Below are 15407 nucleotides of genomic sequence, written 5' to 3'. Positions count from 1 at the left end.
ATATAGTGGCTTCTACATCAAAGCAATTTGGGACCGATAGCGAGCGGCTGGCACGCTCCCGAAGGGCGAGTTGCTGATAGGCCCGATAATTATTCAGTTTGGTATTATTTAAACTGCTGAATATAATCAATATGCGCCTGACGGGTAAATGCTCCCGGACGCAATGCCTGAATTTGCTCAATTGCACTATCAAGGGCAATGCCGCGATCCAGCATAATACGGGCCGCAATCAATCCGGTTCGACCTGATCCACCCATGCAGTGAATAGCAAGGCCGGCACCACCGTCTAGCATTGCCTGGGCAGCTTTATTCGCTTCAGGCCAATTTGCATTAAACAGTGCACCGGGAGCACAATCATCTTCGATAGGTAAGTGAAACCAGCTCAAGCCTAATGCTTCGCATTCTTCAGCCAATTGTTGCAGGCCGTTATCAGGAAGATCCGTCGGTTCAAGTGCTGTCAGTACGGCTGTCGCACCAGCTTCTTTTAACTGCGATAATGAGTCACGCAGATTTGCTTCCTTGGTACCGGGGCATGGTGTGAGTAAAAGCTTAGCGCCATTCGCTAGAGATAACGTCCAGAATGGGTGTGAATTAGACATAGTGCCTTCCTGTTTATTCAATAAGAGATCCAGCTAGCTTAAGCGCTAACTCGAGTATCTGTTTTAAGGCTAAATCCGGGCTTCTTTCTGTCTTTTATCTGGCTGAGTTTTAATTTTTCTTTATTAATCAACCCCGGATTACCATTTCTGACGGTCGCCAGAGTATGACGGATCCATACCGGCAATTGATCTGCCAACCGGTAGAAAATCCACAGTCCTTCCCGCTGATCTTGAAGTACCCCACCATCACGGAGTAAAGCCAGGTGACGAGAAACCTTAGGCTGACTGACTTCAAGCACCTTCGTTAAGTCTCCAACGGTTAACGCAAGTTCATCTTCAATCAGCATTAAAATCCGTAACCGAAGCGGATCACTCATGATTTTGAATAGCTCCACCGGTCCAACAACATCACTTTGCTCTTCGCCGTTTAGCATGAGAAACAACGCAATCCTAGCCTGTAAACCTTCAAAGGCTTCCTCGAAACCTTCGATACCTTCCATCGACTTGGGATCTTTAAAATCCCAGTGAATCAAGGCATCAGAATCAGAGAACAACGCACACTCGTTACTTGCTCTGTCACACAAGGTAATAACCACATCAAAGTGTTGTTCGTGAAGCTCAGCAGCAGAAATACTGTGTAGGTTATCGGCACAAACACCATGCTGTTCCAAAACCTGATAAACACGAGGATCGACACCTTCAGGCTTCATACCAGCACTCACTACCTGATAATGCTCACCTGCCATATGGCGCATTAATGCTTCGGCTAGTTGTGATCGGGCGGAGTTACCCGTACAGAGAAAGAGTATTCGCTTCTTCATGATTATCTCGAAAAGCTCAAATTGCTGACAGTATATCTGACTTTATATATATAACAACATCCATATATAAAAAGACTAGACATACTCCATGGAGGGGAGGGAAATATAACAACGCCTCGAAAAACGAGGCGCTGAAGGATTGAAACATTGAAGGGTTAAGTTAAAACATCTGGTTCATCAAAGGTATTGCCCAACACCCACTGTTCTAGCTTTCCTGTCACTTGAGGGTGAGTAAGCAAATCAAGATGATTAATCCCTACCCCTACCCAAGTGTTTTCTTTTTGGTAGTTCAACGCCTCTTGCTCACATGTCGACTCACCTAGTGCGCTAGAGACTGGGACAAGCCCGTCGCCCAGCTTTAAGTTTTTATCATCGTCCAGATTTTGGCCGAGGCAACTGGCTATCGCGCAACACACGACCCCATCAGGTAGCAGCGGACGAGAAGGCTCATCAGATACACTATTTACTTTAGTTTCCCAGTCACTATGGCGAATAAACCCTTTGCTCAAGTCTTTGGTACCACTGCTTCGGATATCCGATAGCTTGTTCAGCATCTTTAAGTAAGGAGCCTCTGCCACACGATCATCAATCCAACATGCCAACTGTGCTAATGGGGCACCATTATGAGGTGTGCCCAGAGTCACAAAAGTACGAAGTACCGATAGCCAGTTCAGTTGATGCTGCTGAGCGTAGTAGCAAGCACTACGAGTCACCAATCCCCCCATACTATGTCCGATAATCACCAGCTCTTTAACCTTGCAAGGCCAAGATGATATCAACTGATCTAACATCAGTGAGAACTGCTCACCATTGACAGAGATGTGCTGACCGGTGTTGTAGCGCAGATAAACGGGTGTATAGCCAAACTTCTCTAAGCTCCGGCCATGATCATGCTCCTTTCGTTTCCACTGTACGTCATTCATACACCAGCCATGAACACACAAAACAATGCGATCACTGCATGCAGGCAGTTGCTGGTTAAGTTTATCGACGTCAAGGCTCAGTGTTTGTTGTTGATCTCGAAAGGCCATTTCCATCTTAAAGCGACTATCGCGCTGTACCAGATAGTCACCCAATAAGCCATTTAGCGTCGCTATCACGGCATCACTCTGAACAGGGGGTAACCCATGCTCGATAAAATCGCCAAGCTTATCTTTAGCCACGACTCTATTTTCGGCCACCATCGATGATAAATCATCCATCAATGTCTGAAACTTCTGATTAAGGTTATTCCTAGAAATCATACTGCAACCTTTGTTAAGCGACTTTCAACAACCATCATCGATTAGCTGAATAACTAAATCAAGCGGTTCTCGCTGAGCAAGGTCTTATTTTTAGCTTTATTAAAGATTTGATTATTTAATTCGAGGAGTTGAAATGATGGATTAATTATATAGATAGAAGTGCGAGACAATTATGGCAATTAAAATTAGAAAAATCACTCTAACTTTTCATTAATGAATAAAAACACAGGCTGTATATTTACAACCTGCATTTTATCAGCCAATAAAACTATAAAACCTCAACTTCTAGCTCCTGAGATTTTTCTGACTTTTTTAACTGTTCATCCAGGATCATATCTGAAGCTTTCTCGGCAATCATTATTGTTGGCGCATTAGTATTGCCGCCAATTAACGTTGGCATAATAGAAGCGTCAACAACTCGCACCCCTGTTATTCCCCTCACTTTTAATTGAGGATCGACGACCGCCATGTCATCTATCCCCATTTTACAAGTGCCTACCGGATGATAGATTGACTCTGCCTTACGACGGATAAAGGCTTTCAATGCTTCATCACTCTGTACATCTTTACCTGGATAGACTTCTGCTCCGCGGTAGCAATCAAACGCTGGTTGTTTCAATATTTCTCGCGACAATTTAATGCCTTTCACCATGACCTCAATGTCTTCCTCATTGCCAAGATAATTCGCATTGATGCGTGGTGGCGTCGCAGGGTTGCTATCACGAAGAGTCAGGCGGCCGCGGCTTTTAGGCCTCAGGTTACAGGCATGGAGCGAGTAGCCATGTCTAACCGTCTGCCATAGATTCAGGCCATGGTTATCAAGAAAACAAGGAGAAAAATGAAATTGAATGTCAGGTACAGCGAGCTCCGGAGAACTCTTTACGAAACCACCAGCCTCTGCAATATTACTAGTGAAATTTCCCTTCCTAAACAATAGGTAATCAACAATACCTTTCATCGAACGCAACAAAGCTACTGGCGAAAAACCGACGGAATAAAAGGTTCGTTCACGGGTAACAGCCAGCACATCAAGGTGATCCTGCATGTTTTCACCGACCCCCGGCAAATCACAAACAACAGGGATACCATGCTGATTTAGTTGATCTTTATTACCGACACCAGAAAGTAACAATAGTTGCGGGCTATTGATGGCACCGCCACTTAATAACACTTCACCACTGCACTGTAAGGTATGCGTACTTCCCCCTTTAAGGTACTCAATTCCAGTGGCCTTTGTTCCATCAAAGGTCACCTTGGTTGTTAGTGCATCGGTTATGACCGTTAGATTTTCTCTCTGCTCGGCAGGTCGCAAATAGCCGACAGCGGTACTGCAACGCTGACCATTTTTTTGTGTAACTTGATAATAACCAACACCTTCTTGTTCATCTGCATTAAAGTCTTGGGTCAGTTTATGACCGGCCTGCTTGGCGGCTTTGATAAACGCTTCCGAGAGTGGGTTTTTGATCCTTAAGTCAGAAACGCTGAGTGGACCACTGTCACCATGATAGGCATTACCTCCCCGCTCCTGACATTCTGATTTCTTAAAGTACGGCTGTACATCCTGATAACCCCACCCTTCATTACCCAGGGCTGCCCACTTATCATAATCACAGGCATGACCACGAATGTAGCACATCGCATTCGATGCACTGCTCCCCCCTAGCGTTTTTCCTCTCGGCCAAAATAACCTTCTCCCGTTTAGATTGGGTTCTTGTTCGGTATAGTAACGCCAATTCATTTTCTTCGAATGCATCATACCGATAATGCCAAGTGGTACATGAACCATTAAACTTGAATCTTTTGGTCCGGCTTCTACCAAGCAAACTTTAATATTCGGATTTGAAGACAGTCTATTTGCAAGTACACACCCTGCCGAGCCTGCCCCCACAATTATGAAATCATACATAACATCCTCTCAAGTTAATTATGAAGGTTTACCAGCCAATTAAAATTTCCCAGTCTAAAGCTCTTACTTTTATTACATTTCAATCATAGGTTATCTTGCCAATATTTGATGTAATTACATGGTTAATACGTAAATTGCGCATCTTTCTTAAATAAAAAGGTGATCTATATAATAAAAATCACTTTTTATTGAAGACAACTACTCTGACCAGTGTAGTTTATATTTCCTAAAGGAATATGAAAAATGTTGCCGGTACATTAAGGAGAAAGAATGGCATATTTTCTAACAGGTGGTACGGGGTTTTTAGGCCGTAACCTGCTAACCCGTCTTTTAAAACGGGAAGGTAATATATATGTACTATGTCATGATGAGCTCGCAAGGGAACGACTAGCGTCAAGCTTACAAGAGTGGGATGTACCTGCCGACCGTATAAAAGCGATTCAAGGCAATCTAACCCAGGAAGGCCTAGGCTTATCGGAGTCTGATATCGCAGCACTCAGAGGGAAAATTTCACACTTTTTCCACCTCGCTGCTATCTATGATCTCAATGCGACAGCCGAAGCCCAGGAGGCCGTCAATATAGCAGGGACTCAACATGCCGTTGATGCTGCCGAGGCACTGAATGCAGGTTGTTTCCATCATATCAGCTCCATTGCTGCAGCAGGTATGTACGACGGCCATTTCAGCGAAGATATGTTTGATGAGGCGGAGAATCTAGAACACCCGTACTTTTCAACCAAGCATCTATCGGAAAAAGTAGTACGAGAAAAATGCAAGGTGCCGTTCCGCATCTATCGCCCAGGCATGGTTGTCGGGGATTCTAAAACAGGCGTAGCAGAGCGTGTAGACGGACCGTACTACTTCTTCAAAATGATCCAGCGCATTCGTGATGTATTGCCTGCATGGGTACCAACGATTGGCCTAGAAGGCGGACGCCTGAATATCGTACCAGTCGATTATGTAATTGATGCTCTTGATCATATTGCTCACAAAGATGAGCTTGATGGCAAATGCTTCCACCTGACCGATCCGAAGCCTTACCGTTCTGGCGAAGTACTCAACATTTTTGCTGAAGCAGGTCATGCCCCTCGCATGGCACTTCGCTTTGATACCAGGTTATTTGGCTTTATCCCAAACCAGGTAAGAAATGCCGTTCTTTCAGTGCCGACAATTAAGCAAATTGCTGATGTCACGATGAAAGATCTTGGTATTCCTCCTTCAGCGCTGCAATTTTTCACGTACCCAACTGAGTTCGACTGCCGCGAAACCAAAAAGGCTTTGAAGGGCTCTGGCATTGAGTGTCCGCGTTTGCCGACCTATGCCCCTGCTATCTGGGACTACTGGGAGCGTCACCTTGATCCGGCGATCTCAGGTGATCGCAGCTTGAAAGCTCGTGTAGCTAACAAGATCATCTTGATCACTGGTGCAAGCTCAGGCATTGGCCAGGCGACTGCCTACAAGCTGGCTGAGAATGGTGCTGAAATTCTGCTTGTGGCTCGTGACGAAGAAAAGCTCGCTCATACCAGAGAAGAAGTTGAAAAACGCGGCGGCATTGCACATACCTACCAGTGCGACCTGTCCAATATCGCACAAGTTGAAACACTGGTTGAGAATGTTCTGGCTAACCATGGCCGTGTCGATATCCTCATCAACAATGCAGGCCGCTCTATCCGTCGTTCGATTGCCAACTCGATTGACCGTTTCCATGACTTCGAGCGCACAATGCAACTGAACTATTTTGGTTCATTGAAGCTGACCCTCGGATTGTTACCAAGCATGGAAGCACAGGGTGGTGGTCATGTCATTAATGTCTCCTCAATCGGAGTATTGACGAATGCGCCACGCTTCTCGGCCTACGTCGCTTCAAAGTCTGCACTTGATGCATTCACCCGTTGTGCGGCATCTGAATATTCAGATTTGAATATCAACTTTACAACGATTAATATGCCACTAGTTGCAACACCAATGATTGCACCGACCAAAATCTATAAGTCGGTACCGACATTAGCACCGGAAGAAGCAGCCGATCTATTGGCAACCGCTATCATTGATAAGCCTAAACGCATTGCAACCAAGCTAGGTATTTTCGGCTCACTTGTACACGCGCTATTCCCGAAACTGGCTGAAATCATTATGAACAGCAGTTTCCGAATGTTCCCTGACTCCAAAGAAAGCGAGCAAGGAAAAGAGCAAAAAGGTGAAAAAGCCTCTTCGGCAGAGCTCATTGCATTCTCAGCACTGCTAAAAGGTATTCACCTGTAACAAATCAAACACTTACTCATCAAGTGTTGGTTAGGTAATTATTATTTAAGGAAATAAATCATGGCTGATTTAAAAGCAAACTTCGAACAAGCTCAACTAGACGTTAAAAAACTTACCAAGCGACCATCTAACGATGAACTGCTAGCTTTGTATTCTCTGTTCAAGCAAGCGACAGCAGGCGATGTGCACGGTAAGCGTCCTGGTATGTTTGATTTCAAAGGTGCGGCAAAGTACGAAGCATGGGAAGGCCTGAAAGGCATGGATTCAGAAACTGCAATGCAGCAGTATGTTGATAAGGTTGCGGACCTAGCCGCTACTTACGCATAATCACCTGCTGAAGGTATAGAAAAGGCCGCTTAGCGGCCTTTTTATTTATATCAATGAAATCTTAATCTTGAACTTTAACACCAGAGCGGTACCAGTGTTCGGCATCCCAGCCATCACTCGTACGATCTCGGTTGATAACCCCCATATTGTCACGCCATACCGTCTCATCAATAAACTCAACTACCGGCTTATTCTCTTCATCCAGTAACGGCGAGCCATCTGGCTGATAGTACGTCGTCTCTAGCCGCGAATAATACTTACAGGCGGGAACATCTTCGGTCGTGGTAAAGTCAAGTACCTGCTCCGAGCCTGCAAACACGACTGACTGAACCTGTTTGAAACTGGCTTGCTGTTCTGGCGCGCTTAATAGTTTACCTGCGTAATGATGAACTTCAGGGATAAAATACGATCCATCTAACGACAATTGCTCCGATGCCGTGATCTCATTCCCCCAAGCAATTTGATCGCTGCCATTTTCTCGCCCTTCGAAGCCAACCATGGCGCCATTACCATTGCTAAAATATCGCTCTATAAAAAAACTCCCATCGTAGAACGAGCCAGTTATACGGCTTTCTGACAGACCACTTTGGCCATGCCAGTCTATATCAGAGTCAACCAGTAACACATACTCATAGCTGGCGTCTTGCTGTAACTCCTTTTCCGTATTGAAACGATACATATCATACAGCAGCGTATCATTCTGCTTTGGCTCATACTCGGCATCAGGCAGTTCAGCAAGACACTGTTCCATGGTCACAGGCTGACCTTCAGGCACTAGCCCTGCCACCGGATTCACCCCATACAACTGATCATCTTGGATCATCCCGGTTAGTTCCTGAACATAATCCGAGTATCCCCAAGTCGGCGTCGATTTGTCCTCAAGATTATATTCTTTGTAGTCCTTCTCAACGCGAAGAGGCACACGTCCTTTATCGAGGTAACTCTTGGAATCATGCACGGCATAGACACTACTTCGTTTCGATTCTTCAGGCACTGAAGTCTGATCAACCAGTTCCAGTTCATTCTTGCTTTGTACTACGCAAACCTCACGGTAACCTAAAATGGTCTCGATGATCTCTTTACCCAAATACACTGACATAACATTTTCATGCCTGGCAGGTACTTCAGGTGAGTACTGGTCTAAACGCTCTATCCAGCCTACTGTTTCCACATTCAGCGGTAAATCGACTGGTATATTGGTTGCTGTGATGACAGACCACCAGCGGCGGAAAACATCCTCTGTACCAAGATACTGCTGGCTATCAGAATCGGTATACATGAGCTCAAAGCCTGGATTCCACTTGTCGAGGTTAGCCCCTTTCGCACCGGTAATAACCTGAGTGACATCAAGGTTGCGTCCCGCCATGCTCCCGTCGGGCAAACCATTTCGCTGACCGACATATTGTTCAGTACGGGTAAATTCGACAGCAGCTTCAGACCCCACATTGATACGAGTAATATGATAGCTGCGGCTATCAGTCATATCTTCAATCCCTTCACCTTCGGGATAATCTGGCAAACTATCAAGACATACATTCAATGATGTCGGGATCTGAAGCGGCTCTAACGGGTCATTATCCTCACCATCTTTATAGCCATCACCATCATCATCATCATCGGTAATATTATCTACCCCATCATCATCAGTATCTAACGGGAAATCATCATCCCCGTCATCAACGCCGTCGTTGTCATCGTCGGTATCTGCATTGTCACCAATCCCATCATCATCGGTATCCGTATCTTCATCCGAATCAAACGGGAAAGCGTCATCACCATCTTCGACACCATCATTATCATCGTCGGTATCTTCATTATCACCAATGTCATCATCATCGGCGTCTGCATTTTCATCATGCTCTAACGGGAAGTCATCATCCCCGTCATCAACGCCATCGTCATCATCATCGGTATCGACTTCGTTTCCCTCACCATCGCCGTCACTGTCATACCATTCGCTAGCATCTTCAGGGAATGCATCAAGTGCATCGATCACACCATCATCATCGCTATCGGTTGTCTTGACAATACGTATCCCTTCAGCTTCATCGGCAACAACAATTTCATCATCGGCTGCATCTTTTACTGCGCTATTGATGGTATCCGAAAAGGCTAGCGTTTTATCCGCTTGCTTGAGCAGTTGTTCAACGGTCGAAGGCATCGCACCTGCAGCAATAAGAGATGCTGCACCTTGTTCCGCCTTAGAAGCATCAACAGAATCAAGCTTTTTGAAGTCAGACAAGACAATATCGGCATTTTCCTGTGCTATACCAAGTTGGGTTGCGACCTGCTGTATGGCAACAACTATTGACGCTTCACTGGCCAATAACGATGGCTGTCTTAGCTTCATCTCAACCAGTGTGGTTAAAGGACTTATCACACTTGCATGAAGCTCCGGAGCCGGAGAGGTGCGTAGAGTACCGTCGACCTCCGTTACCGGTGCGGTAAGGAAGAATGTTTTGGCAACCGGCTTTCCATTATCATGGTCAATCGTTTTACCCGCCGTTGCCTTGGCTACCAAAACATACTCATCAAGAGACAAGCCACCCAAATCTTTAAAAGTTAACATTCCCTTCGAATCGGTAACTGCACGCGGCTCATCGCCGTCTGGCGAGAAGTTTTGATTCATTTTTTTATCTAGCCAAACCGTTGCGCCTTCGAGATAGCCGTCAATAACAGTGACTGTTAGTGATTTGCCTTCTGCAGGAGGTGTTACTACCGGTGGTGGTTCAGGGGGATTCGGGCCAATTTTACCGCTACCACTATCACCGCCGCAGCCAGATAAAAGTCCCGATAAAAGAGTCGTTGTAGAAACTGCTAATGCTACCTTGCTTATATTCATAACCTAACCTATTAACAGACGAAATATTGCAATAATCAATGTTAATGAATCAGGTATATAGCATTTCGTACGATATGAAATCCTACGACATATTTCACAGTAAAATAGTGCCTTTAATATAAAAGATCCTTCATTGACCCACACGATAAAAATCAGGTTATATTGTTTAATTTCAGCGAGTTGAATACAAACGACAAAAAGCCACATGAATCATCCTCATGTGGCTATATTTGTTAAACGAAAGGAAAAACTAGTGCAGGTTGGCGGCTTTTATCTCTTCCTGGTTTTCAAGACTATCTTGATTTTTTGCAGCTACCTGAGGATCAACATCCACAGTTGCAGCTAACATTTCTGTTAGCTTTGCCAATTGCTTCTCTAACGCTTCGACTTTCTTTTGCTTTTCACAGAATAAGCGCTCAAACTCTTCATCCTCTGGTGAAATTGAGTCTTGTGCGGCTTCCACTGCCGTCTCAACGGCTAATGTTTCATCGTTACGATACTCAAGCTGTTCAGACACTGCCGATACAGCGGCATTCATAACTTCAGACTCAATGTCTTCAAGAGCTTCAATCATATACTCTGTAATAACTTCAAAGCCAGGCAAAGACTGGTTACAAGCGACAAGCGAGAAATACATGGTATCGGCATTACTAAAGAAAGTGATATTGAGTGTTTGCCCTGGCATCAGTAGAGATACCGGGTATTGCTCCTGCACTTTTGCGCCCATGAAGTAGAGCTTTTCTTTTGCACCGGGCACATTTGAGATAAGCAGGTTACTCGCTGGCGGAATAAAGTTATTCAAACCAAACTTTCCGCTAAACAGCGAAACACCATTGATCAGCAATGAATAATTCACATACGCATCAGGCGAAATATTTAACGCTTCTTTCTTAAGGTCGAGCGTAGCATGCTGGATAGCCTCTAAACGCTCCAATGCGCTTAGGTGTGGCTTACCGAGCTCTACATGTCCCACCGACATTTTGTTTCCTTTGGCAGCAGCATCATCTTTCCCTCTCAGGTTCATCGGCATCATTGCGACCAGTGGTTTTCGCAACGGTAAAGCACGATCGTTTAAATAACGATTCAGGGCAATGTCACTCACCGTGAACAATACATCATTCATCGAAGCGCCGGTAATACGACTGATATGCTTTAGCTGAGTAATAGAGAACTGGCCCAGACTAACAGCCCTGCTCCGTTTTGGACTCAGGTTAAACGGTGTCTTAGGTGCAGTAAACGGTACTTTCAAATCACAATCAGCCAACTTGACGGCCTTAAGCGCCAATTTGCTTCCCAGTCGAAACATCGATGGGATCAGCGAAATCTGTTTTGTTGCAGCCATCGCTGTTTTCATCACCATGTCCGTAAGGTGCGTTTCCTCACGACGTTGCGACGAACTCTTACGTAAATCACACTGCCAGAATGGCTTGGTGTAAGAATCATCAATATCAGCAGAACAAGTGCCAGTAAAAATACGGCTTGCGCGAACACCATCAGCCATTGAGTGATGAATTTTCATCACTAGGGCAACGCGGTTATTTTCAAGCCCACCAATAACCCACAGTTCCCACATTGGACGGCTACGATCCAGCACCTGGCTATGTAAACGCCCAACTACTTGCTGAAGTTGCTGCTCTGATCCTGGAGATGGCAACATGGTGATCCGCAAGTGATCCTCAATATTGACATGAGACAACGCCTGCCAGCTAGGTTTACCGGTCAGCGACCAATTTAACTTCCAGTTAAACGGAGGCACAGTATCCGTTTGCTGCAAGAAATGGCTGTAAAGATCTTGGGCAAACGTTGCTGCCTGTTCTTTTGGCGGCTCCAAAGTAATCAACCCAGTTACATGCATTGGAGTCTTCGCTGTTTCAAATGCGATGAAACTGAAATCTAGAAGAGACAAACTTGGCATATGATGTTCCTTTATCTCGTTTGCTTGGGGGCCAATCTGCCTCAAACAACAATCCGTGGTCCTAAACAATCGTCGGTATCAATTACTACTTATGTTCTTTCGCTAGTTTTTCAACAGCTTGCTGCAGTCGATCAACTTTCGCTTCAAAATCAGTCAGACGATCACGGTCAATACCGCAGGTCATATTCAAACCACGATTGAACTCTGATTCCGCTCTGCTCACAATGGCTGACTGAGTCGTTTTAAAACGCTTCAACGTTTCAGTTTCAACTTCCTGGCCTTTCTCAACAAGACCGCTAAAACGCTTAACCGCCAAATGCTGAGCCATACCTACTTGCTCAATCCCTTTGCTATATGCGCCTAACCCCGCCCATACGGCAGTCTTTAGCGATGTTTCGCCCATATCGGTCACTGACTTAATATTATTGATCACTTTTGCTGGATTAATCATTATTATTTTCCTACTCAATTAATATTTATGAATGGAATTAAACCTATCACTGAGCCAAATCCTAACAATAATAATTAGATCAATCTTTCTAATCTTTATCATTCGGTGTTACCAAGATCACGCAGCAACAACAAAAGCATTAATAACGAATAATATCAACAACTTACAGGTAGCTCACTATCACCAACCAAAAATTAGAACACTCAACCTAATCACATTTTTTTTATAAAAAATATTATCACTGTGACTAACTTCAATTTATTGAAACAAAACAATCCTCAAATTAGATAAATAGAGTGAGGGCTCTATTCTCAAAATGGACAATGCTTAAACAATAATAATAAAAAAAAGCTTACTACCAATAATAAATATTGAACAAGGAATGCGAAATGTCAGTATTAGAGTTAGTTGATACCAGTATAACTACGTCCCCGATTAATGCCGCTGCTTCACAGGCAAAACCTGCCGCCACAACATTCTCTGAAGCCGACAAATTAGTTGATCGTATTATTGAAGTTGTGGGTAAGGAAATCGTCTTAGGTGCTCCTCTTGCTATTGGTAAGTCTATCACATTTATCAATGCGCTATATCAACGAGCAAAAGCTGATCCGAGCATCACACTGCGCATCGAAACAGGGATTACGTTAGAAAAGCCGGTTGGGAAAAGTCAGCTAGAAAAGAATTTCTTAAAACCTTTTGTTGAGCGCGAATTTGCAGGCGTTCCAGATATTGACTACATCATGGATCTCAGAAAAGGTGTAGTACCAAGCAATATCACCATCAGCGAGTTCTTCTTCAAAGCGGGTAGTTTTATGAATAGCCCGCAGCAGATGAACTACACCAGTACCAACTACACCCATGCGGTGCGTGATTTATTGGACAAGGGGGTTAACGTGGTAACCCAACTTGTCGCCAAACGCACCATTAACGGGGTAACCACCTATAGTCTGTGCAGTAATTCTGATTTGGCGCTCGACTTTGCTCCTATCTTGAGAGAGATGCAAGAGAGTGGCACGCCTGTAGCCATGGTTGCAGAAGTAAACACAAACATGCCATTTATGCAAAATCATGCCGAAGTCGCTGACAACCTGTTTGATTTTGTACTCGACCAGAATTCAAAGCCTGAGCATAAAGACTACCCGTTGTTCGCCGCGCCACATGCAAGTATTTCTCCTGAAGATCATATGATTGGCTTCTATGCCAGTACCTTGATCAAAGATGGCGGCACCCTTCAGGTCGGGATTGGTTCTTTGAGTAGCGCTCTAATTTACAGTACGTTACTTCGCCATCAGGATAACAGCACTTATAACCAGATCATGAACGATCTGAATGTGGCCAAGAAGTTCCCAATCTGCCGTACTGTCGGTGATACCGGTATCTTCAACGAAGGTCTCTACGGCTGTAGTGAGCTAATGGTAGATGGCTTCGTGAATCTCTACAAGGCCGGCATTTTGAAGCGTGAAGTGTTTGAGGATCTTACCGTTCAAACATTGCTGAATAGAAAAAAAATTACCACTGATGTCACTGTTAGCACCCTACTGACCCTGCTTGAGTACGGCGCAATACAGCAACAACTAACATCACAGAATGTTGACTACCTCAAGCGCATTGGGGTGTTCCTGCCATCTGTCGAGTTTGCTAACGGTCAACTACAAGTTGAGCAACAAACCATGTCTGCCAATCTTGGAGATGCAGAAGCGTTGCAATGGATAACCAAGCACTGCCTGGGCGATAAACTTTGTGGCGGTGTCGTTATGCACGGTGCTTTCTTCATTGGTCCGAAAGACTTTTATGACGCACTCAATAACATGAGCGATGAAGATCATAAGAAATTCTGCATGACTAGCGTTAACTACGTAAATGATCTTTATGATCACTTCATTGGCAACCAGCAATTAAAACAAGCACAACGTAAACATGCACGTTTTATCAACTCAGCAATGATGGTTACTCTTAACGGCTCAGCCATTTCAGATGCACTAGAAAATGGCCAGGTTGTTAGCGGGGTTGGCGGCCAGTACAACTTTGTAGCTCAGTCACATCAAATTCAAGACTCTCGCTCTATCATGAAGCTACGTAGTTGCTCATATAGGAATGGGAAACTGAAATCAAATATTCTGTTCAACTACGGCCACACAACGATCCCACGTCAGTTACGCGACATCGTTATTACCGAATACGGCATCGCCGATTTACGTAGTAAGCCCGATCATGTTGTATACACTGAATTGATCAAAATCGCGGATTCCCGCTTCCAGCAGCAGCTGCTCGATCAAGCTAAAGCCGCTGGCAAAGTTGCGAAAGACTATACGATCCCGGTCGAGTTTGGCAACAATACACCTCAAGCGCTACGCGAGTCTTACCAAAAATATGCGAAACAAAATATTTTTGGCCCATTCCCGTTCGGCTGTAGCTTTACTGACGAAGAATTGCAATTAGGAAAAGCATTAAAGGCACTGAAAGCGAAAACAGCAACTCCAAAAGGAAAAATCACCTGTATTCTAAAAGCGCTGAAGGGACCAAAAGCGGATCAAAGCATGCAGCCATTACTAGAACGTATTGGCTTAAATGAACCTAAAAGCTTACAAGACCGTATAACTCAACGTCTTTTAATCGCAGAACTTAGAGGCTGATAAACAGCCCATTCTATGTGAGCAAAGCAGAAAGAGGTAATTCATGACAAAGAAAAACAAGGAAATGGCATTATGTCCCTACGCCGCCATTTGGGGATGTCCCAAATGCCCGGTCAGGAAGGTCTGTCCGGGGAAAACCACAATTGGCGATCAACCACTTAAGCCAAAAGTGAATAAGGCTCAGGATTAATAAGACTGTAGCTAACCTCATTCACAGTTCAAGAAAGAAAGCCTCCGCGCTTTCTTTCTTTTTTCCGCCCTCCCCCGAACAAATATCTGTATTTAGGTATATTGCGGCTACTCTGGCCATTGAGCCGCTCGTTAAGTACCCACTAATAAAATTGTGTATTCAATCCCACTTCTGCAAAATCAATTATTATGCAAAATAAATGCAATCACACTGCATA

General features: G+C 44.5%; 10 protein-coding genes. 3 read left to right on the top strand and 7 right to left on the bottom strand.

Annotated elements, in window-relative coordinates:
* Positions 1-104 precede the first annotated feature (104 nt).
* The 4 genes from MD588_RS02615 to MD588_RS02600 all read right to left on the bottom strand — a co-directional run bounded on the left by MD588_RS02615 (position 105) and on the right by MD588_RS02600 (position 4570).
* Positions 105-599 (bottom strand): phosphatase domain-containing putative toxin, encoded by a 495-nt coding sequence (locus MD588_RS02615; protein WP_265695240.1) that lies wholly within the window; start codon positions 597-599, stop codon positions 105-107.
* 38 nt (positions 600-637) lie between these two features.
* Positions 638-1423: a metalloregulator ArsR/SmtB family transcription factor gene (locus tag MD588_RS02610; RefSeq protein WP_265695618.1), complete on the bottom strand. Its 786-nt coding sequence runs from the start codon at positions 1421-1423 to the stop codon at positions 638-640.
* A 152-nt stretch (positions 1424-1575) separates the two neighbouring features.
* On the bottom strand, positions 1576-2664 hold the full coding sequence (locus MD588_RS02605) for a PGAP1-like alpha/beta domain-containing protein (protein ID WP_265695239.1): 1089 nt from the start codon (positions 2662-2664) through the stop codon (positions 1576-1578).
* A 268-nt stretch (positions 2665-2932) separates the two neighbouring features.
* Positions 2933-4570, bottom strand: coding sequence for a GMC family oxidoreductase (locus MD588_RS02600; RefSeq protein ID WP_265695238.1), 1638 nt, complete (start codon positions 4568-4570; stop codon positions 2933-2935).
* 270 nt (positions 4571-4840) lie between these two features.
* Between MD588_RS02600 and MD588_RS02595 the strand changes: the two genes are divergently transcribed.
* The gene (locus tag MD588_RS02595) at positions 4841-6832 is read left to right on the top strand and encodes an SDR family oxidoreductase (RefSeq protein ID WP_265695237.1); all 1992 of its coding nucleotides are present in this window, start codon (positions 4841-4843) and stop codon (positions 6830-6832) included.
* 60 nt (positions 6833-6892) lie between these two features.
* Positions 6893-7159 (top strand): acyl-CoA-binding protein, encoded by a 267-nt coding sequence (locus MD588_RS02590; RefSeq protein ID WP_265695236.1) that lies wholly within the window; start codon positions 6893-6895, stop codon positions 7157-7159.
* A gap of 61 nt (positions 7160-7220) precedes the next feature.
* Here MD588_RS02590 and MD588_RS02585 read toward each other — a convergent pair whose 3' ends face one another.
* The 3 genes from MD588_RS02585 to MD588_RS02575 form a co-directional block, all read right to left on the bottom strand.
* The gene (locus MD588_RS02585; RefSeq protein WP_265695235.1) at positions 7221-10001 is read right to left on the bottom strand and encodes a hypothetical protein; all 2781 of its coding nucleotides are present in this window, start codon (positions 9999-10001) and stop codon (positions 7221-7223) included.
* A gap of 250 nt (positions 10002-10251) precedes the next feature.
* On the bottom strand, positions 10252-11916 hold the full coding sequence (locus tag MD588_RS02580) for a wax ester/triacylglycerol synthase family O-acyltransferase (RefSeq protein ID WP_265695234.1): 1665 nt from the start codon (positions 11914-11916) through the stop codon (positions 10252-10254).
* Positions 11917-12001: 85 nt separating this feature from the next.
* Positions 12002-12367, bottom strand: a complete 366-nt coding sequence (locus MD588_RS02575) for a phasin-related domain-containing protein (RefSeq protein WP_265695233.1) — start codon at positions 12365-12367, stop codon at positions 12002-12004.
* A gap of 389 nt (positions 12368-12756) precedes the next feature.
* On the opposite strand from MD588_RS02575, the gene MD588_RS02570 reads away from it, so the two are divergent.
* The gene (locus MD588_RS02570) at positions 12757-15000 is read left to right on the top strand and encodes an acetyl-CoA hydrolase/transferase C-terminal domain-containing protein (RefSeq protein ID WP_265695232.1); all 2244 of its coding nucleotides are present in this window, start codon (positions 12757-12759) and stop codon (positions 14998-15000) included.
* The last annotated feature ends 407 nt before the right edge of the window (positions 15001-15407 follow it).

It is taken from the genome of Photobacterium obscurum (assembly GCF_026191635.1).
Taxonomy (GTDB): Bacteria; Pseudomonadota; Gammaproteobacteria; order Enterobacterales; family Vibrionaceae; genus Photobacterium; species Photobacterium obscurum.
This window is presented reverse-complemented; position numbering and strand designations above follow the sequence as displayed.

What these genes read in the sequence shown, in the direction of transcription:
- MD588_RS02580 (WP_265695234.1), bottom strand. Translation starts at nt 11,916, where the DNA reads ATGCCAAGTTTGTCTCTTCTAGATTTCAGTTTCATCGCATTTGAAACA.
- MD588_RS02575 (WP_265695233.1), bottom strand. Translation starts at nt 12,367, where the DNA reads ATGATTAATCCAGCAAAAGTGATCAATAATATTAAGTCAGTGACCGAT.
- MD588_RS02605 (WP_265695239.1), bottom strand. Translation starts at nt 2,664, where the DNA reads ATGATTTCTAGGAATAACCTTAATCAGAAGTTTCAGACATTGATGGAT.
- MD588_RS02595 (WP_265695237.1), top strand. Translation starts at nt 4,841, where the DNA reads ATGGCATATTTTCTAACAGGTGGTACGGGGTTTTTAGGCCGTAACCTG.
- MD588_RS02600 (WP_265695238.1), bottom strand. Translation starts at nt 4,570, where the DNA reads ATGTATGATTTCATAATTGTGGGGGCAGGCTCGGCAGGGTGTGTACTT.
- MD588_RS02570 (WP_265695232.1), top strand. Translation starts at nt 12,757, where the DNA reads ATGTCAGTATTAGAGTTAGTTGATACCAGTATAACTACGTCCCCGATT.
- MD588_RS02585 (WP_265695235.1), bottom strand. Translation starts at nt 10,001, where the DNA reads ATGAATATAAGCAAGGTAGCATTAGCAGTTTCTACAACGACTCTTTTA.
- MD588_RS02615 (WP_265695240.1), bottom strand. Translation starts at nt 599, where the DNA reads ATGTCTAATTCACACCCATTCTGGACGTTATCTCTAGCGAATGGCGCT.
- MD588_RS02590 (WP_265695236.1), top strand. Translation starts at nt 6,893, where the DNA reads ATGGCTGATTTAAAAGCAAACTTCGAACAAGCTCAACTAGACGTTAAA.